24 protein-coding genes are annotated in these 16,806 nt (G+C 62.6%); 13 read left to right on the top strand and 11 right to left on the bottom strand.

Annotated elements, in window-relative coordinates:
* Position 1: 1 nt before the first annotated feature.
* The 4 genes from G3T36_RS18345 to G3T36_RS18330 form a co-directional block, all read right to left on the bottom strand.
* Positions 2 to 1,300: an MFS transporter gene (locus G3T36_RS18345; RefSeq protein WP_240148646.1), complete on the bottom strand. Its 1,299-nt coding sequence runs from the start codon at positions 1,298 to 1,300 to the stop codon at positions 2 to 4.
* A 232-nt stretch (positions 1,301 to 1,532) separates the two neighbouring features.
* Positions 1,533 to 2,711, bottom strand: coding sequence for a CaiB/BaiF CoA transferase family protein (locus G3T36_RS18340; protein ID WP_163291304.1), 1,179 nt, complete (start codon positions 2,709 to 2,711; stop codon positions 1,533 to 1,535).
* A 9-nt stretch (positions 2,712 to 2,720) separates the two neighbouring features.
* Positions 2,721 to 3,329, bottom strand: a complete 609-nt coding sequence (locus tag G3T36_RS18335; RefSeq protein ID WP_163291303.1) for a helix-turn-helix domain-containing protein — start codon at positions 3,327 to 3,329, stop codon at positions 2,721 to 2,723.
* A 381-nt stretch (positions 3,330 to 3,710) separates the two neighbouring features.
* The gene (locus G3T36_RS18330; protein ID WP_163291302.1) at positions 3,711 to 3,893 is read right to left on the bottom strand and encodes a hypothetical protein; all 183 of its coding nucleotides are present in this window, start codon (positions 3,891 to 3,893) and stop codon (positions 3,711 to 3,713) included.
* Between the two features lie 609 nt (positions 3,894 to 4,502).
* Here G3T36_RS18330 and G3T36_RS18325 point away from each other — a divergent pair.
* The 3 genes from G3T36_RS18325 (at position 4,503) to G3T36_RS18315 (ending at position 5,811) form a co-directional block, all read left to right on the top strand.
* Entirely contained in the window at positions 4,503 to 4,829 is a 327-nt protein-coding gene (locus G3T36_RS18325) for a hypothetical protein (RefSeq protein WP_163291301.1), read from the top strand.
* A gap of 213 nt (positions 4,830 to 5,042) precedes the next feature.
* Complete coding sequence (locus G3T36_RS18320; protein ID WP_163291300.1) at positions 5,043 to 5,330, top strand: hypothetical protein; 288 nt, start codon at positions 5,043 to 5,045, stop codon at positions 5,328 to 5,330.
* Positions 5,331 to 5,334: 4 nt separating this feature from the next.
* On the top strand, positions 5,335 to 5,811 hold the full coding sequence (locus G3T36_RS18315) for an SHOCT domain-containing protein (protein ID WP_163291299.1): 477 nt from the start codon (positions 5,335 to 5,337) through the stop codon (positions 5,809 to 5,811).
* A 134-nt stretch (positions 5,812 to 5,945) separates the two neighbouring features.
* On the opposite strand, the gene G3T36_RS18310 is transcribed toward G3T36_RS18315, so the two are convergent.
* A complete protein-coding gene (locus G3T36_RS18310) occupies positions 5,946 to 6,200 on the bottom strand; it encodes a helix-turn-helix domain-containing protein (RefSeq protein ID WP_163291298.1) in 255 nt (84 codons plus the stop codon).
* Positions 6,200 to 6,811 (bottom strand): hypothetical protein, encoded by a 612-nt coding sequence (locus G3T36_RS18305; protein WP_163291297.1) that lies wholly within the window; start codon positions 6,809 to 6,811, stop codon positions 6,200 to 6,202. Before G3T36_RS18305 ends, G3T36_RS18310 begins: the two co-directional genes overlap by 1 nt.
* A gap of 245 nt (positions 6,812 to 7,056) precedes the next feature.
* Between G3T36_RS18305 and G3T36_RS18300 the strand changes: the two genes are divergently transcribed.
* From G3T36_RS18300 to G3T36_RS18275, 7 genes are all read left to right on the top strand, one after another.
* The gene (locus G3T36_RS18300; protein WP_163291296.1) at positions 7,057 to 7,539 is read left to right on the top strand and encodes a hypothetical protein; all 483 of its coding nucleotides are present in this window, start codon (positions 7,057 to 7,059) and stop codon (positions 7,537 to 7,539) included.
* Positions 7,540 to 7,828: 289 nt separating this feature from the next.
* The gene (locus tag G3T36_RS18295) at positions 7,829 to 8,407 is read left to right on the top strand and encodes an RNA polymerase sigma factor (RefSeq protein ID WP_163291295.1); all 579 of its coding nucleotides are present in this window, start codon (positions 7,829 to 7,831) and stop codon (positions 8,405 to 8,407) included.
* On the top strand, positions 8,404 to 9,432 hold the full coding sequence (locus tag G3T36_RS18290; RefSeq protein ID WP_163291294.1) for a CU044_5270 family protein: 1,029 nt from the start codon (positions 8,404 to 8,406) through the stop codon (positions 9,430 to 9,432). The genes G3T36_RS18295 and G3T36_RS18290 overlap by 4 nt, the downstream gene beginning before the upstream one ends.
* A 245-nt stretch (positions 9,433 to 9,677) precedes the next feature.
* Positions 9,678 to 10,118, top strand: a complete 441-nt coding sequence (locus G3T36_RS18285) for a hypothetical protein (RefSeq protein ID WP_163291293.1) — start codon at positions 9,678 to 9,680, stop codon at positions 10,116 to 10,118.
* Positions 10,119 to 10,284: 166 nt separating this feature from the next.
* Positions 10,285 to 10,407, top strand: a complete 123-nt coding sequence (locus G3T36_RS20050; RefSeq protein WP_275690031.1) for a hypothetical protein — start codon at positions 10,285 to 10,287, stop codon at positions 10,405 to 10,407.
* A 40-nt stretch (positions 10,408 to 10,447) separates the two neighbouring features.
* The gene (locus G3T36_RS18280) at positions 10,448 to 10,660 is read left to right on the top strand and encodes a hypothetical protein (RefSeq protein WP_163291292.1); all 213 of its coding nucleotides are present in this window, start codon (positions 10,448 to 10,450) and stop codon (positions 10,658 to 10,660) included.
* A gap of 52 nt (positions 10,661 to 10,712) precedes the next feature.
* Complete coding sequence (locus tag G3T36_RS18275) at positions 10,713 to 10,919, top strand: hypothetical protein (RefSeq protein ID WP_163291291.1); 207 nt, start codon at positions 10,713 to 10,715, stop codon at positions 10,917 to 10,919.
* Between the two features lie 242 nt (positions 10,920 to 11,161).
* On the opposite strand, the gene G3T36_RS18270 is transcribed toward G3T36_RS18275, so the two are convergent.
* Positions 11,162 to 11,707 carry a CGNR zinc finger domain-containing protein gene (locus G3T36_RS18270; RefSeq protein ID WP_163291290.1) on the bottom strand — a complete coding sequence of 182 codons (546 nt, stop codon included), beginning with the start codon at positions 11,705 to 11,707 and terminating at the stop codon, positions 11,162 to 11,164.
* Between the two features lie 117 nt (positions 11,708 to 11,824).
* On the opposite strand from G3T36_RS18270, the gene G3T36_RS18265 reads away from it, so the two are divergent.
* From G3T36_RS18265 to G3T36_RS18255, 3 genes are read left to right on the top strand one after another with little or no spacing between them, the layout of a single operon-like run.
* Positions 11,825 to 12,340 (top strand): GNAT family N-acetyltransferase, encoded by a 516-nt coding sequence (locus G3T36_RS18265; protein ID WP_163291289.1) that lies wholly within the window; start codon positions 11,825 to 11,827, stop codon positions 12,338 to 12,340.
* Positions 12,341 to 12,395: 55 nt separating this feature from the next.
* On the top strand, positions 12,396 to 13,058 hold the full coding sequence (locus tag G3T36_RS18260; RefSeq protein ID WP_338031635.1) for a LysE family translocator: 663 nt from the start codon (positions 12,396 to 12,398) through the stop codon (positions 13,056 to 13,058).
* Positions 13,059 to 13,085: 27 nt separating this feature from the next.
* Entirely contained in the window at positions 13,086 to 13,439 is a 354-nt protein-coding gene (locus G3T36_RS18255; protein ID WP_163291288.1) for a hypothetical protein, read from the top strand.
* A gap of 144 nt (positions 13,440 to 13,583) precedes the next feature.
* On the opposite strand, the gene G3T36_RS18250 is transcribed toward G3T36_RS18255, so the two are convergent.
* Genes G3T36_RS18250 through G3T36_RS18235 form a run of 4 tightly spaced genes read right to left on the bottom strand, consistent with a single transcriptional unit; the run spans position 13,584 to position 16,701 of the window.
* On the bottom strand, positions 13,584 to 14,246 hold the full coding sequence (locus tag G3T36_RS18250; protein WP_163291287.1) for an RraA family protein: 663 nt from the start codon (positions 14,244 to 14,246) through the stop codon (positions 13,584 to 13,586).
* Positions 14,243 to 14,749 carry a carboxymuconolactone decarboxylase family protein gene (locus G3T36_RS18245; protein ID WP_163291286.1) on the bottom strand — a complete coding sequence of 169 codons (507 nt, stop codon included), beginning with the start codon at positions 14,747 to 14,749 and terminating at the stop codon, positions 14,243 to 14,245. The genes G3T36_RS18250 and G3T36_RS18245 overlap by 4 nt, the downstream gene beginning before the upstream one ends.
* A gap of 24 nt (positions 14,750 to 14,773) precedes the next feature.
* Positions 14,774 to 15,880 carry a transaldolase gene (tal, locus tag G3T36_RS18240; protein WP_163291285.1) on the bottom strand — a complete coding sequence of 369 codons (1,107 nt, stop codon included), beginning with the start codon at positions 15,878 to 15,880 and terminating at the stop codon, positions 14,774 to 14,776.
* Between the two features lie 41 nt (positions 15,881 to 15,921).
* Positions 15,922 to 16,701, bottom strand: a complete 780-nt coding sequence (locus tag G3T36_RS18235) for an SDR family NAD(P)-dependent oxidoreductase (RefSeq protein WP_163291284.1) — start codon at positions 16,699 to 16,701, stop codon at positions 15,922 to 15,924.
* Between the last annotated feature and the right edge of the window lie 105 nt (positions 16,702 to 16,806).

Genomic DNA, 16,806 nt, shown 5'->3' with positions numbered 1-16,806 from the left:
GTTACCTTCCGATGTGGATGCCATTGATGCGGCGCGCCAGGACATAGAGGACGATGCTGAGGACCATCAGAACCGCCCCGTACATAGAGAACAGCCAGAGCTGGTGGATCGAGGCGCACCAGACCACCAGGTACGCGGCCGTGCCGCCGAAGACCGCGACGCCGATGCCATAGCCCAGGGCGGTTCCTGCCCCGCGCGACGCCTTGGGCATCAAGGTCGACGTCACAACGTTGTAGAGGGTCATGTTCAGCACCATGACGATGGAACCTCCCAGAACGACGCCGGCGAATGCCCCGATCCCGGGCCGCACGTACAGCAGGATCAGGAACATCGACGGGATGGCGAGGGCTCGGGTCCAGATGTACCACTTCGACAGCGCCTTGCCGTCGACGAGCTTTCCCACGATGAGGGATCCGACGACCATGACGACCGACAGGAGTGTCGTGATGCCGAACACCGCGGCGGGGGATTCGTTCATGACGGTTCGTGCCGTGTTAGGCAGTCCGGTGGTCCAGGCATAGTTGTATACCTGAACCGCACCGACGACGAAGACGATGGCCAGTACGCTCAACCAGTTGCGTCCGACACTGCTCCAGATCGCGCCGGTCGACGACTCTTCGAGTTCCTCTTGGGTCATCGTTTCAGGCAGGCGCCGTCGCAGGTACACGACGATGAGACTCCCGACCACAGCAACGCCGAAGGGAATGCGCCAACCCCAATCCGACATGGCGGTCGGACCGAGCACAAGCACGGTCAGGAAAGTGACGAGGGAGGCGGCGAGGATGCCGAAGTTGACGAACGCGCTCATGACGCCAGCGACCGTACCCTCGCGGCCCTCGGGGACGAGCTCGAGGCCCTGAGCGGTCGCGAGCGGCCCTTCCACCCCGGTGGAGATGCCCTGGACGATTCGAGTGAGCAGCAGGATCACGCCGGCCCACGCGCCGATCTGTGCGTAGGTCGGGCAGATGGCGATGACGAGAGTGGTGATTGCCATCATGCCGACGCTGAAGATCATGATCTTTCGCCGCCCGATGCGGTCAGCGAACGTTCCGAGGATGATGCCTCCGATCGGGCGGAAGAAGAACCCGACAGCGAACACCGCGAGGGCGCTCAGGGTGGCGGCCACGGGGCTGCTGGCGGGAAAGAACTTCGGGCCGAGATAGGAGGCCACCAGGCCGAACAGCATCCAGTCGTACCATTCCAGGGTCCCCCCGAGTCCGAGAGCGATCAGGCCTCGGCGAGTCTCTGGCGCGAGCCGAACGCGACTGCTCGGCCGGGTAATGACTTCATTGTCAATCAATGTCTTCTCCTCTTCGAGAGCGTGAATCATCACATGCGAGTCACCCCAACTGGGGCGGCACGGCGTACGTCGAATGTCGGCGCACGAGGCGGACGCGTCTCGTGCGGACGGTCCAGCAGAACGATCCGGCCTACGCACGTCGCCGGCACAGCGGTCATGGATTTTTCGAGGATGCGCATCCTCGGGTAACTATTTGTTGACTATATCTAACGCGTTAACAATAGTAAAGAAATTAGTTCACGACGTTTCGCGCCCTCAACCCGGCGATGGCTGAGGAGGTGTAGCCGAGTTCGTGTAGTACTTCCGTCGTGTGCTCTCCGAGCCTCGGGGGAGCATGGCGGACGGACGGGGCGACGGCCGAGAGCGTGATCGGTGGCGCGATGGTTCGCACGCTCCGACCATCGTTGTCGACGAACTCGAGGATCATGCCGTTGTGGATGGTCTGAACGTTCTGAAGCGCCTGCGCGAGATCCAGCACCGGCCCGCACAGCACGTCTTCGGTTTCGAGTGCAGTCAGCCAGTGCTGCGTCGTCTGCTGGGCGAACCGGCGTGCGAGGATTTCACGGATCTCGGTCCGGTTCTCGCGCAAGCTCGCCAAGGTGCTGAACCGCTCGTCGAGTGAAAGGTCGGGCAATCCGAGCGCGGCGCAGATATCGGCAAGAGGGTTGGGCTTGAAAGCGCCGATGACGACGATCTCCGCGTCGAGGGTCGGGAAGCAGCCGGTGAGTGGCATGAGGGCCCAGTTGAGCTCCTCATCGATCGTCAATCGGGCAGTTGCCTCCTGCATCTGCAGAGCCAGCATCGAGTTGAGCAGACTGACGTCGACCACCTGACCGACGCCGGTGCGCTCGCGCTGCAGCACAGCGAGAAGGATGCCTTGCACGAGATGCTGACCTGCGGTGTAATCGGCGATCGGAGTCGCGTAGATGGCGATCGGATGACCCGGGTCCGCGCGACGTTTCATGACGCCGGAGTACGCCTGGCCGAGGATGTCCTGCCCACCCTTGTGTGCGTACGGCCCACTTCGGCCGAAGCCCGAGCCCGCAGCCCAGATGATTCGCGGGTTGATCGCGGATAGGTCGTCATAGCCGAGCTCCAGCCTTTCCATGACTCCCGGCCTGAAGTTGCTGACGATCACATCCGCGTCGCGAATGAGATCACGGATGACGACTCTGCCCTCCGCGGAGGAAAGGTCGATGACGATGCTGCGCTTGTTCCGGTTCAGGGCCGAGAAGACGGGGTTCTCGTTTCCTGCAGCGGCGAACACCCCGACGCGTGACAGGTCGCCGGCACCAGGACGCTCGACCTTGACGATGTCCGCGCCGAAGTCGCCGAGGGTCTGTGTGCACGACGGCCCCAGCATCACCTGCGTGAGGTCGATGACCCGCAGGCCCTCCAATGGCAATGTCATACGGCGCCGTTACCAGCTCGGTGGGGAGATGACCCAGATCGCGGTGCACACCTCATCGGAGGTGTTCTTGTACCAGTGCGGAATCGTCGAGTTGAAGGTAATCGAGTCCCCCTGTTCGAGCAGGTACTTCTCGCCATCGATGAAGACTTCTTTCTTCCCCGAGATAACGATCCCGAATTCCTCGCCTCGGTGCGTGAACGGAGTATCGCTCGAGTCGTGCCCAGGCGGGGTCTCAACCCACAGCGCTTCCAATGTCCCGTGCAGGTCGGGCGAGAGCAGCTCGAACACGGTGCGGCCCCGCGCCTCGGCCACAGTAGAGAGGAGATCGCGTCGATCCGACTTCCTCACAACAGGTGATCGGGCGACGGGCTGCTGTGCGAAGAGTTCGCCGACCGGTATGTCCAGCCCGTGAGCGATCTGCGCCAGCGTCGAGAAGGACGGATTCGCGAGCCCGCGCTCGACCTGGCTGATGATCGCCGTGCTGAGCCCCGTTCGCTGGGTCATCGCGCTGAGGGTCAATCCTTGCGCTTTCCGCCGTGCGCGCACGGTATCCCCGATGCCCTCGAGGATCACTTCCAACGAAGCGCCCGGGCGGGAGTCGGACTCGGTTTTCGACATTCACGCCCCCTTTCCTTCTTCATTATCCTAAACTCGTTAACCTCGATGACGCCTAGCGATCTCTTCGGACCTAACTGCAGACGTCTGCGCCGTTCAGTTACGTCTCGCTGAGTGGCGGAGTTTCCCGACACTCTGCGAGGTCAGTCATCGAACCAATTCGAAGTCATCCACAGCGCCCGTCAGAGCTCGTTCCAACTTGTGGGTCGGTGCCTGCCAGGCCCGCCGAAAGCCTCGGGGGGTCTTCGCCTGCACGCCGCTGTGGCGGGGTCCGAGGCTGAAGCGGACACCGTGGGCTCAGTGACGTCATATCCCAGTGCGTCGAGCGGTGACAGCCCGTCGATCGGTGGGCGGCATTGCCTGGCGAATCACCGACTGGAACGCCTAGTCATGCCCATCGCGGAAGGCGTTGATCGATGCACGGAGGTAGTCCTCCCGGCTGGTGTTCCGCCACGAGAGCGATCGACGGGGGCCGAGGACGGGATCATCTTCAAGATCCACCCGGCGCATGTAGGTGAGGCGATACTCGATGCGTCCGAGCTCCTCATGGGTCCGAACGCCGGGCATATTCCTGAGGACCAGGCTCGGCCACGAATCAAGTCGAGTGCCGGTGAAGCGCCTCGGCGATGGAATGCCGCACGGGCTGTCTGGGTCCAGTCTCACTACCAAGCTACGGTGAGGTTCCCGTTACTCGAGACAGTCACGTCGGCGCTCCAAAGAACCTGTGTCCCGCACGGCGACAATATGGACGTCGAACGCAGCGCAACGTGGGTCGAGTGCTCGGATAAGGCACTGCCCGCAGGTTCAGGTATCACAGTAAGAGCGCGAGCCTCAGCCGGACTTGCTTGATCAGCTGCCGGGAGACCAAGCTCCACAACGGGGTACGGCTTCGAAACCATCTGGCACGACCCGTCGAGGCAGACCTCGAGCCTCGTCTTGGGATGAGCGTCGAACCACGCCGAGGCATCGAGGTTGACGTGTGGGGGCGTCTGGTTGGCCTCTGCGCAGGTCACGGAACATCCCGCCAGCGGAAGGCTCGCAAGCGTAACAACGGTGAGGATGAGCCAGCTCCTGGTTCGCACCTAAGTCACCGTACGCTGCGCCAAACGAATCCGGCGGAGCGCACCGCGAATCCACTATGTTTTGGACAAGGGGGTGGCTCTGATGAGCGCACTGATGAACGAGTTTGAGCAGTTGCAGCGCCGTCGTCGGCGGGTCGCGTGGCTGGTGGCGCTTGGTTGTGTGGCCGGCGTCGGGACATGGCTCAGCGGACCCATCGGAGTGATCATGGTCTCGATGGGGAACGCCGCCGGCTGGGCACTCCTCGCTACTGGTGTCGTGTTGCTCGCAGTGACGGTCTTCGCGATCGTCGCGGCGGTGCGTCTCCGGGTGGTGCCACAGAGCCTGCCGGGTGCGGCGAACCCGCACTTCGACGAGCCGCAGCCGTCACCGGATCCGCGCGGAGGTTTCTCTATGAACGGCTCCCAGATTGGGTGGCATTGAGCCTCAGCGTCTCAGATCCGTTTGGGTGGCAGTCCTCGGAATCGCAGCGCGCGAAGTTGCGCACACGACGGGGCAACAGCTGCCGGCTGAAGTTCTAAAGGTCGAGGTCACACCGTGGGGCGCTGCTGTTCACACGCTCCGAACTGAAGGAACCGCTCGGGATCTCACTCGGGAGCTAGGGCGGAAGTACCGCCACGGCAGAAGGAAGCGAAAATGTCAGACTCCATCGACGAAGGTGCCAAGCGATCGGCGTCCAATCCGCTATCACCCGCAGATTGGCGCGCCGCTGTCGCCGGCGACGGCCCCCCACCGATGACGGCCGAAGAAGTCGCCGAGGTACGGGCACGTATGGCACCTGTCAGGACTCACGAGCAGAAGGTCGAGTTGTACCTCAAGACGATCGCCTGGTTTACAGGGATCGTGGCGGTTGCCGTCGTCGCGAATTTCATCGCCGCAGTGGTGATTGGTGTCGCAGCTGCGGCACCCGTCGCCGGGTACTGACGCCATGAGCGAATCACGCAGCGAATCGAGCATCGGCAGGGCGTCTCTTGTCTGGTTCAGTCTTGCCGCAATCGTCGGTGGAGGCATCCTCGCGATCGCGATGAACAGCCGGCGTGTGTTCGACCAGAACGTCGCCGACCTTGGGGCAACCCTTTCTGGAGGCTTCTACGATGATGCGCAAGCGGTCACGGACACCGTTTGGATGTGGGTCGGCATCGGCATCGCCTTAGCCGGGGTGCTAACGCTCATCATCTTCATTGCCGTTCGCGCAGGCACAAGCCGCGCGCAGGGGGCTGTCCCAGAGCGGCCGATGCTGAAGCAGCGGATGCGTGAACGCGAACACGAGGAGGGCCCCGCTCATACGCGCGCCGCGTCTATGTCCGAAGAGCTCGCCAACCTGGCTGATCTGCATGCCAAGGGTGTCCTTTCGGACGCCGAGTTCGAGGCCGCAAAAGCGAAGACGCTCGGGACGACGTCGTAGAAGCTTTCTGGAGTTGCGCTGGCTCGCTCGAACAGGGACCAGGAGTCAGGGCCGAGAGAATCTGCCTGCGTGACATCACACCGACCCGGTCACTTGCCAGTATTGCTGCGCGGTACGTGTTCCCGCATCGCAAACTACACAGCAGTCCCGGCCTTCCACTCGGCCAGAACGAGCAGGTCACCGACCTCGCAGTCGAGTGCTTTGCAGATCGCCGTCAGAGTCGAGAAGCGGATGGCACGTGCACGACCGTTCTTCAGAACCGATAGGTTGACGAGGCTGACGCCGACCAGCTCGCTGAGCTTGGTCAGTGTCATCTCCCGTTCTGCGAGCAGCACGTCCAACCGGCAATGAATTTGTGCGGCATTCTCGTCGGAATCAGCGGGTGCCATTAGACGAGTCCGTCGCTGTCGTACTGGAGCCGCTCGGCCGCCCGGAACGCGACGGCAACGAGAGCCAGGGAGAGCGTGATCGCTACTGTGAGTGGCTCGAATACGAACGAAGTCGAAAAGTTGCTGCCCCCGGATTCCGAGATCACCGCAACCCGGGTCCACCACGCAAGCAACTGACCGACGATGCCGAACGTCAGGACGGCGACGCTCGACCCGGCGACGATTCTCCAAGTGGAGTCGGCGAACGGTCGATCCGAGCGCAGGCGCTTCAGCAGCAGAAGCGCGAGCACCCCAAGTGCCAGTTGGGCGAGCAGGGTGACCAGCGTGGCCGTGACGTAGAGCGCGACTGTACTGGAAGAGACGCCGGTGATTGACGACACGACAGCACCCCCCTGGCCCGCGATGAGGATGCCGCTCGTTCCATCTCCAGTGTCCGTGAACTGCATCTGACCTTCGGACCAGTACATCGTGGGGCGAATGGTGCCCGCTGCGAGCTGCGTAGCGAGTGCGACGACACCGAACACGACGATGCCAAGTGCGTAGACGAGGGTGCCGAGACTGAGAACGTACAGGATGATTCGGCCGAGGCTGGTGCGGCGTTGAGTGTTCATGTGACTCCAACTCTGGTTATCGATAAACGTATACAACGACAATCGATAACATCACCGCCAGTCCCCTATCGGGGCACGCCCGTCCTGGGCTCGGAGCAATAGTGCTGGTTCTGCACAATCGCGTCCGCCCGGATGCATCCCCCCACTGGGGGCGACTCGGCGTTTCCTCGACCGATAGCCTCGGCTTCACGGGCGCACCGCGCGAGTGAAATTGTGGCCGGGGGCCAGCTCTTCAGAGGAGACAGATGCATCGCGAGATCGCGAGGGCCGCACTTGCGTCCGTACAGAGCATGACATACTGCGGCGGCATGTTGCGGGGTGGTTTCGTCGCGGCGCTGGCACTGGCAGCCCTTCTCGGTTTGACCGGCTGCATCGACGAAGGCATCACGCTCCCGAAAGGGACGTTGCCGCCCTGCCCAACCAGCCCCGCTCCGGCCACGCACGTCGAAGACTTGAGTCACCAAACGTGCGATCTAACAGGTGCGAACCTTGTCTTTCCGGACGGTCATACTCTTGCTGCACCGCCGCCGGGTGCACTCACGTCACAGGAAATCTGTCACGCGAAAGAAACTCCGAATCCAAAGGGCCAGACCGTATGCGTCGGGACGTACTACGCCGGAAACCTCGGCGCGTGGGGTGCCGTCGCCTGGATCAAGAGCGCCAATGGAAAGCGCATGAACTACTGGGGAACACCGACGGCCGTGAAAAAGGAAAAGGCTCTCAAATAGGCCCCGCTTGTTTCAGGTGAGCGTCCCCATGAGGACACCCAGAAGGTCTTACGGGACGTCATACGTGCGCCTGACTTGCCAGTCCGCCTTCAACGGCGGCTCGGCGATGAACGGTGTGCAAGCCCTGAGTTCCGAGAGCTGACTAAGAGCAGGCGATGTACCGATCTGCATCGTGAGAGGCGAGAGCGCGTCGAGCTGAGATACGCCGTGATCTTTTGAGACGATTTGGCTTCTCTTGACATTTGTTGGGTGAGGAGGCGAATGCCTCAGGGAGGAAGGGTCAACGAACATGCGACCTGCCCCAGAGGTGGATGACCTGACCAAGTCAAGATCCGACACCGAGCTCCTGCTCGCCAGTGAGGCCGGCGACCGACACGCATTCGGATTACTCTTCGACCGACACAGTCGAGTGGTTTTTGCGGCTGCTCTGGCGATCGTTCAAAGGCGACCGGACGCCGAGGAATTGCTTTCTGACGCGTTCTTTCTGCTGTGGCGAAAGCGGGCGAGCATCGAACTCGCTGGTGATTCGCTTCTGCCGTGGCTGATCACCACGGTCCGATATCTGGCAATGAACAGGCGACGGGCTACCCGATTCTCGGTCGCCCTGAGCGAAGAAATCGACTCGGGGGCGTCGCCATCTGCCGAACACGCGGCGGAGCTTCGGCTTCTGGCTCAACAAGTTGAGGCACTTATTCGCAAGCTCAGCCCGCTCGATCAGCAAATCGTCCAGCTCTGCCTGGTCGAAAGCTTGGGCTATGAGCGCGCCGCAAAGGATTTAGGCATCACTCGCGGGGCTGTCCGCAACCGGCTGTCCCGCGCCAAGAAGCAACTACGAACGGAACTCGATCCGGAAGGACAGTACTCATGAATCCCTTAACTATTGAAAGCGAGCTCCTGCCAGGTGACAGCGATTTCGATCGCATGAAGTCTCAATTGTTCGAACGGATCGAGGACACGGAGCGTCTGCGCACCCCACACCTGGTGCCAGTGACAAGGCGCAGGACGCCGGCGCGACGACGTAAGGTCTGGGTATCTATCACCGTCGTGGCGGCGGTAGCTCTTGGCGTCACGGTGATTGCGACCAATGTTGTTGGGCCGCACGCCGCATCTGCGGAGGCCGCAGAAGTACTTCACCGCGCTGCTTCGGCAACCATCAAATCCGTGGACCTGACTGTTGGAACCGGTCAGTTTCTCAAGATCTCGACCACGGAAGTTGCACTGAGTTTCTCGGGTCAGGAAGCCGCCTACGAGCAACCGCAGGCGATCACCGTCTATATGCCTAGCGACAAGAACGACAGGTGGGTACGTGGCCACCAGTGGCTTGCGCCGGGCAAGGCCTATGGGAACGCCAAGGACTTCATCGACCAGGTCTGGAAAGATCCGCACCACGGCGACCTGCACCTTTACCAGGCCGCAGGAGGCGACTTCGGCGGAAAATCGCCCAACTACAGCACGGAGATCGCGACCATGCCCCGCGAGAGCGGCCCACTTCTCACCTATCTGTACCAACACGCGGAGGGCTCTGCATCAAAGGACGAAGCAGCATTCACACACGTCCAGAATCTGCTGACGACCGGGCTCGTCCCCGCAGATCTCCGCAGCGCAATGTATGACGCGCTAGCAGAAATTCCGGGAGTGTACCTCGCCGATGGTCAAGCGAACCTGGATGGTAAGAGGGGCGTCGCAATCAGCCGCAAAGAGTCCTCACGGCCATTTGCCCAACAGATCATCATCGACCCAGGGACCGGGTTACTGATCGGTGTTCGCGAGCTCTCTACGCAACAATGGGGTCCCGTCCCCGCTGGTTCGATCGTCGACTGGACCGCCGTCGAGGCCTCCGTCGTCGACAAACTCCCCGCCGGGCCATACTCCGCGATGCCGCAAGCCGGATGATGAAAGACATCAGCTGGGTCGCATATGGCCTCGATCCGAATGGCCGTCCTACCTATTGGGTTGACATCACCTACCTTGTCGACCAAGCACTCAATCGCCAGTGCTAATTCTCGACAGGGGCCTCCGACCGGATGCATCCCTCGCACTGGGGGCGACCCGGTTGTTCCGTGACCGATAGCCTCGGCTTCACAGGCGCACCGCGCGAGTGCTATTGCGGCCAGCGGCTTGCTCTTCAAGGGAGACGGATGCGTCGCGAGATCGCCATTGCTGCACTGGTTGCCGTCCTCGGCGTCTGCCTCGCCGGTTGCGGCGCCAACTTCCACCTTGGGTCGGGAATCGCCTATCCTCAGGCATCGTTGCCACCTTGCGCCGTCGTGTCGAGCCCCGCACCGGTGCCCGTCGAGAAACTCCGCGAAATCCCGACCTGCGACATCGGAGGGCAACAGATCCTGTTCCCCGACGGGTACATTATGACCGCACCCTCGTACGGCGCTATGAGTGGCTCAAGCACGTGCACCCCGCGGCCGAGTCCTAACCCGAAGGGCAAAGTCGACTGCGGCGGCAAGTACGAGTCGGCCAACCTCGGCATCTGGGGAGTCGACGCGATCTACATCAGCCCGGACGGAAAGCACAGAACCTATTGGGGAACCCCCACCGCGGTGAAGAAGGAAAAGGAGGCGCGATGACCGGCGCTTCCTTCCACAAGCCGAGCGGGATCACACCTTGGGTGTGACCGGCCGCCGGGCCCTTCCGAAGCGCACCCGACGCATGCGACGTCTCGCGATAGCCTGCTGGGTTGCGGGACCCGTAATTGGCGTCGTAGGCGTAGTCGCTCATATGTTCTGGCCGGCGATGCCGGGTCTGGTCCAGTTCGTCGTGAACTGGATCGCGGCCTCATGCGTGATGGCAGGTATCGGGCTCTGGTACCGCTCTGACCCGGTGTTCGACTACAAGAATCACGAGGACGAGCTGTGACCGCACACGCAGCACAGCTCCGCGCCGGGTGGGAGACGTAATGCCTCCGCCCTGGCTCGGCTACTTGTTCTTGGCGCTCGGTTTTGGGGTTTCCCTGCTGGTGCCCTGGGGGAGACGCGTCGACCGACGTATCGCCGACCGGAGAGAAGCGGCCGGAAAGTCGCGTACTCCGTTTCCTAAGTGGGTGCTCTACGTCGCGGCCTGCGGCATGATCGTGCTCGGCCTCGTGATCTACAACTGGCCGGGTCAGTGACCGGGGACTCGATCATGAGCAGTTCGGCGTGGCATGAGGAAGCAGGAGCTCTATGACAAACCTCTGGATCCCCGCGATTGCCGTGGTGGGGCTCATCGCCTGCGGAATCGTCTGGCCGATGGCGATTCGCCACGACCGACGCGTTGGGGATGAGCGCGAGGCAGCGGGCAAGCCGCGGTCCCCGATTCCGATCTGGATCGTCCTGGTCGCAGCGATCGCAATGATCATCGGCGGCAACCTGCTGTACAACAGTCATTGAATGGGAGGGCGAGGTGATCAATAGGGGTTCGACGTCGTTTCAGCTGGGCTTCGCCTCCGGCTGCCTTCTCGGTCTGATCGGGCTGTTCGCCGTGGCGATCTTTGCCGATTCCCCGTACAACATCGTGGCCCTCTGCCTCACGCCCATTCCCTTGATCGGGATCGGCTTCGCAGCGGTTGCCAGAGGGAGAAACGCGCTGGCGAAACTCCGCGAGAGTCGGGATAGCAGAGACAGCACCTAGCTCACTGTGTTCCCGCGAGGCGGGCTCGGTGTCGACGTACTGTGGCGCGGTTGGCGCAGCGGACGCTGCAATATCGTTGGCGGCCGTTTCGGGTGATGTCGACCACGACGTTGCGGCATGTGTCGCCTGGGTCGTTGCCGGCGTCGCATCGGTGGAGTCTGTGCATGCCTCGTGTGGTCAGGTGCAATGCGGTGCCCACGCTGATGACGGCTTCCAGCACATGGGGAAGGGTCTGGTCCGCGTCGCGGAAGTGCAGGTGCCAGCCCTCGTCGTCGTGGTTGGTCAGTCGCGGGTAGGCGGCGGCCGCGGCGAGGTGTTGGTTGAGCAGCTCGGCGCGCCGTTCAGGCAGCGGTTCATCGACGATGGCCAGCCACTGGTCGATTACGGTTCGGACGGCGGCATAGTCGTCCGGTTTCGCATTCGCGAATGGTGTCTGCATGCCGAAGGCCTGCGCCCGATCGGAGATGTCCTCACGGTTGTCAGGCCACTCGTTGGCCAACGATGCGGCGAGCAGGACGGCGTATTCACCGTAAGGGTTGATATGCATAAGGCTATTACATCACGCTGGATGGAGAACTTCGACGAAAGGAACGAATCGTGACGGTTTCGGGCAACTGGGTCGGCTCGGGTGTAGCCGGCGGGACGACGGAATGGGGAGTAAATCGTGCTTGAAGAACTGACGCTCCCTTTCGAACTCATAGCGCACCCCTCGCGGGTCGAATTGCGGGGGGCGAGTTCCGAGGATCTCGCCGCACTCGTCCGTCTGCTCGCCGATGATCCGATCAATGCGTCCAGAGGCGACGTTGCCGACGATTCTGACCTGCCGGTCTACGCGAACGCGCTCGCTCGAATCATCGACGACTCCGCGAACGACCTGATCGTCGCTGTTGAGGACGACCGTATCGTGGCGACTCTTCAGCTGACCCTCATCCCGGGCATGCCACGACGGGGGGCGACGAGACTTCTTGTCGAAGCGGTGTGGGTCGCGGCCGACCGACGCTCGGCTGGGATCGGCGGGGCGATGATGCGATGGGTCGTCGACACTGCGGCGCCCGCACTCGGCGCCGACCTCGTGCAATTGACCTCGGATGCAGCGCGCGCGGACGCCCATCGCTTTTATGAGCGGCTCGGTTTCGTCGGTACTCACATCGGATTCAAGCTCGAGGTCCAGCCGGGATGACAGTCGCCGACGTGAATTTCGCCTTGAGGTGGACCATCAAAGAAGGGAACAGATCGTGACGATATTTGGCAGCGGGGTCGGCTTGGCGGCCGCAGGTGGGATGGCGCTGGCTGCGCTGGTGATGGTGCTCACTCCGGGGCCGAACATGATCTACCTCGTCTCGCGCAGCGTCGCTCAGGGTCGGGCCGCCGGGCTGGTCTCGCTGATCGGGACGGGCGTCGGGTTCGTCGTCTACATGACGATGACGAATCTGGGTCTGGCGGTTGTCTTCGTGGTGGTTCCGTGGCTCTACATCGGCCTGAAGGCTGCCGGCGTGCTCTACCTTGCCTGGCTCGCGTGGAAGGCATTCCGCCCGGGAGGAGTAGGACTCTTCGAAGCACGCACGCTCGTGCACGATTCGCGCCGGAAACTGTTCCGGATGGGCCTGGTCACCAACCTGCTGAACCCGAAGGCCGCCGTGATGTACCTGGCCCTTATCCCGCAGTTCATCGACCCCACCCGGGGCAGCACCACGGCACAGGGGTTCACCCTCGGCGCCATCCAGATCAGTGTCAGCATGATCGTCAACGCACTGATCGTGCTCGCCGCCGGGTCGATCGCGGGATTCCTCGCGGCCCGGCCAGCTTGGACGAAATGGCAACGTCGCATCACCGGCACCCTCCTCGGCGCGGTAGCGATCCTGCTCGCCAGGGAAGTGCCACAAGCCGCGCGACCCTAGGGGCTTCCCGAGCGGCATAAATGCAGCGTGCGTGAGGTCCAGATGGACAGTCGGTCGCGCATCGCCGCGCGATTCGTTCATGTCGGCTTCCCATCGTGGTGCCATTCTGGGGGTATGCCTGGACCTCTCGTCCCGTCTTCGTCCGATCCGTTGCTGCCGCGGGCCTTCCCAGCTGCGAAACGGGTCAAAGGCGATGCCGATCTTCACGATGGACCCCTGGAGGGACCCGACATTCTTGAAGGCACGGACGATTCCGAGGCCCCCTTCGAATCGCGCACGTTGAATCGCAACCTTCCGATCCGGAAACCGCAGATCGGCGAGAAGCTGTCCATCGACGAACTCGAAACCGAGATCGGGGCAGAGCCCGGCTCGTCCGAGTAACTGGCGTTCGAGGTCAAGACAATTTGTTGACCTTGGACTCGGTGTCGGTGACGTCAGAGTCTTTCAGAGTGTTCAGAGCCAAGGTCGATGCCACGGCACCCACAAACTCGCTGTCGAGCACCCAGGGAGGGGTGGGCTCGGCGATCACCCCTCGCGACTACCGGTCGACCGGACCTGCTCTGGATCCTCATGTCGGATTTCTGCGAGGAAGGCGCGGTCCTGCGTCTCGATCCCCGCCGCGACGTCCAGCACCTGATCGAGCAGCCCTGCAGGGATGACAACCGTCCCGGAATGGTCGGCGTAAATGTAGTCACCGGGCACGACGGTCGTCCCATCGAGGGAGACGGGAACGTTCGCAGCGATCGGCATGAGTGCCTCGGTGCCGGCTCGTACCGTCTCGCCTCTGCAGTAGAAGACCGGCTCGTAGTGCATCAGCTCGTCGAAGTCCCGAAGACGGGCGTCGGTGACGAGCCCGGCCAGTCCGAGATTCTGCAATCGTGAGAACTTCGTGCCGCCGCCGACCGACACGTCCGGGTGACCAGAGCTGTCCAGCACCAATACCGTCCGGGAGGGCTGGGCAGGGACAGCGTCGTAGAAATGCCGGGCGAAGCTGTGACGGCTTTCATCGAACAGATCCGAGCGAAATGGGACGAACCGGATCGTGACGGCCTGACCGAACAGGACCCTCCCCGGAGTCGGCGAGACGAGGTCGAGGACGTGCGCCCGATGGTCGACCAAGCGTCCGAGGGCGTCGGTCAGCGACGCCGCGGAGACGGAGCGGAGGCGGCCGTTGTTCAGGATGCTCATCCGGATCTCTCTTCAGAGCCGCTCGAGGAGCTGCGCGGAGTGGCGCCTTGCGCGAGCTTCAGCCGCGTCCAGAGGTTCATGTTGATCACGACGGCTGCGAGTTCCGCGATCTGTCGTTCGTCGAAGTGGCAGGCCAACTGGCGATGCGTTTCCGGGAACCCTGCCAGGTCATAGTTCGTGAGTGCCTCGCAATACTCGAGAGCGGCTTTCTCCGGGTCGGTGAACATGAGGCTTTCCCGCCAGCTCGCCAGGTGAGCGACTTTCTCAGGCAGCACTCCTTTCTCGAGAGCGCTGCGCGTGTGCAGGATCAGGCAATAGGAGCACGGGGTCAGGTGCGCGACTCGCAGGCGGACCAGCTGTGCGAGCTGATCGTCGATCGAAAGCACGGCTGTGTAGCCGAAAGCCGCCGCCATCTGTTCGGCAATGCCGTGGAATGGCGTCACGTCAGGATCGAACCGGGTGTTGATGAACGTCACGTCGCTCGGGATAAATGGCTCGTTCATACCGACTCTTTCGTGTTGGGGCCGTTAGCGGCGCCCGTCGAGCTGTTCCGCCACGACGGCTTCCATCCCTTGCCAGGACGCCGTGAACTTCTGGAGGCCGTCTTCTTCCAGTCGCGCCGTGACTTCCCGATAGGACACCCCGACGTCGGCCAGGGCGCCGACGGTCGCCATGGCAGCATCCAAGTGCCCACTAATCGTGTCGCTCGCGATGATTCCGTGATCCTCGACCGCGTCGAGAGTGGCCGGGGGCATAGTGTTCACAACGCCGGGCGCGATCAGTTCGGTCACATACGCCGTGTCCGACAGTGCTGCGTCTTTCGTCCCCGTCGACGCCCACAGTGGACGTTGCGCGTGCGCACCCAGGGCCAGGAGGCGTTGGGCACGCGTCGAGGCAAACTCGTCCCGGTGGAGTTGGTATGCCAGGCGTGCGTTGGCGATTCCCGTCTTGTGGAGCAGGGCCAGCGCTTCGGGCGTTCCCACGTTCCTGAGTCGCCGGTCGACCTCGGTGTCTACCCGAGAGACGAAGAACGAGGCGACGGAGTGGATTCGGGAGATGTCGTGGCCGGCGGTCTCGGCCAGTTCCAGTCCTTTAAGGTAGGCCCGGATCACGTCCCGGTAGCGGTCGAGGCCGAACAGCAGTGTGACGTTGACGCAGATACCATCGGCGATGGTCGCTGTGATCGCATCCAGTCCGGATTCGGTCGCCGGGATCTTGATCATCGCGTTGGGCCGGTTGACCCTGGCCCAGAGGTGTTTTGCCTCAGCGATGGTCGCTGTTGCGTCATGAGCCAATTGAGGTCGTACTTCGATCGACACCCGCCCATCAACACCATGCGTCCTTTCGAACACCGGGCCCAGGATGGTCGCGGCGTCCGCCACATCGGTCACGGTCAGCTCGGTAATCACCTCAAGTACGTCGAACCTGCGCGCGGCAAGCTGCTTGAGCTGGGATTCGTAGGCCGTGCTCGCGAATGCGGATTCGAAGATCGTCGGATTCGTGGTCACCCCGACGACGTGCTTGTGGTGGATGAGTTGCTTGAGGCGACCATCCCTGATCGCATCACGGGAGAGGTAGTCCAACCAGATGCTCACTCCCCTCTCACTGAGGAGCCGGGTAGGTGACAGCGGCACTGAAGGGGCCACTTCGCCTGACGTCGAATCGTAGCCAACACTCACTGGGCGGCACCGACCTTTCCATCGACGGTCCAGATTTGACCGTTCTGGTCGGTGAAGAGTTTCGGGATGAGGGCCGCCGCTGACTGTTCGGCGGTGAGCAAGGTACCGGACTCGTATGACCGTCGGAAGCGAGTTGGAAGGTCGCTGCCCAACTTCGCGGGGTTCTGGGAGCGGATCCAAGCTTGCATAGCGGTATCGACCGAGCCGGGGCGGAACGCGTTGATCGCGACGCCGCTGTCCGCGAACTCCGCAGCGAGATTGAGCGTGTGCGCTTCGAGTGCCGCCTTCGACGTCGCGTAGGCGTTGCCCCCGATCATCGACGCCGGTCGAGCTGCGATACCGCTTGAAATGTTCACGATGCGCCCCCACTCCCGCTTGCGCATGGCGGGCGCAAAGTGCAGGTCGAAAGCGACGGGTGCGATCACGTTGAGATCAAGGTTCTCGCGAAACGCACCCAAGCCGATGCTGCCGCTGATTCCGAGCGGGGCGACGGAGCCCGCGTTGTTGATCAGAACGTCGATCTGCCCGAACCGGTAATCCAGCTCCTCCAGCAAGCTCGGAAGCGAAGCGGGGAGGGATAGGTCGGCGGCGACGCTCGTGGCTCGCCCATCGTGTGCCCGGATCGCCTCGGTCACATCGTCGAGCTGCTCCTGGGTGCGGCCAAGCAGGACGAGGTCGGCTCCTGCCTCGGCCAGACCCATCGCAATCGCACGCCCGATCCCACGACCCGCGCCTGTGACGAGAGCGGTTCGACCAGAGAGCGGACTGTCAGTCACTTCGCCCTCCTTCCCGGTTTCGCTGCAAGGCATGACACATTCCTATCGACTAGTGAATGTAATGTCGAGTCCAATCCAGGAGGACCAGTGGCCAGCCGATAGGGG

It is taken from the genome of Leifsonia tongyongensis (assembly GCF_010686705.1).
GTDB lineage: Bacteria > Actinomycetota > Actinomycetes > Actinomycetales > Microbacteriaceae > Diaminobutyricibacter > Diaminobutyricibacter tongyongensis.
This window is presented reverse-complemented; position numbering and strand designations above follow the sequence as displayed.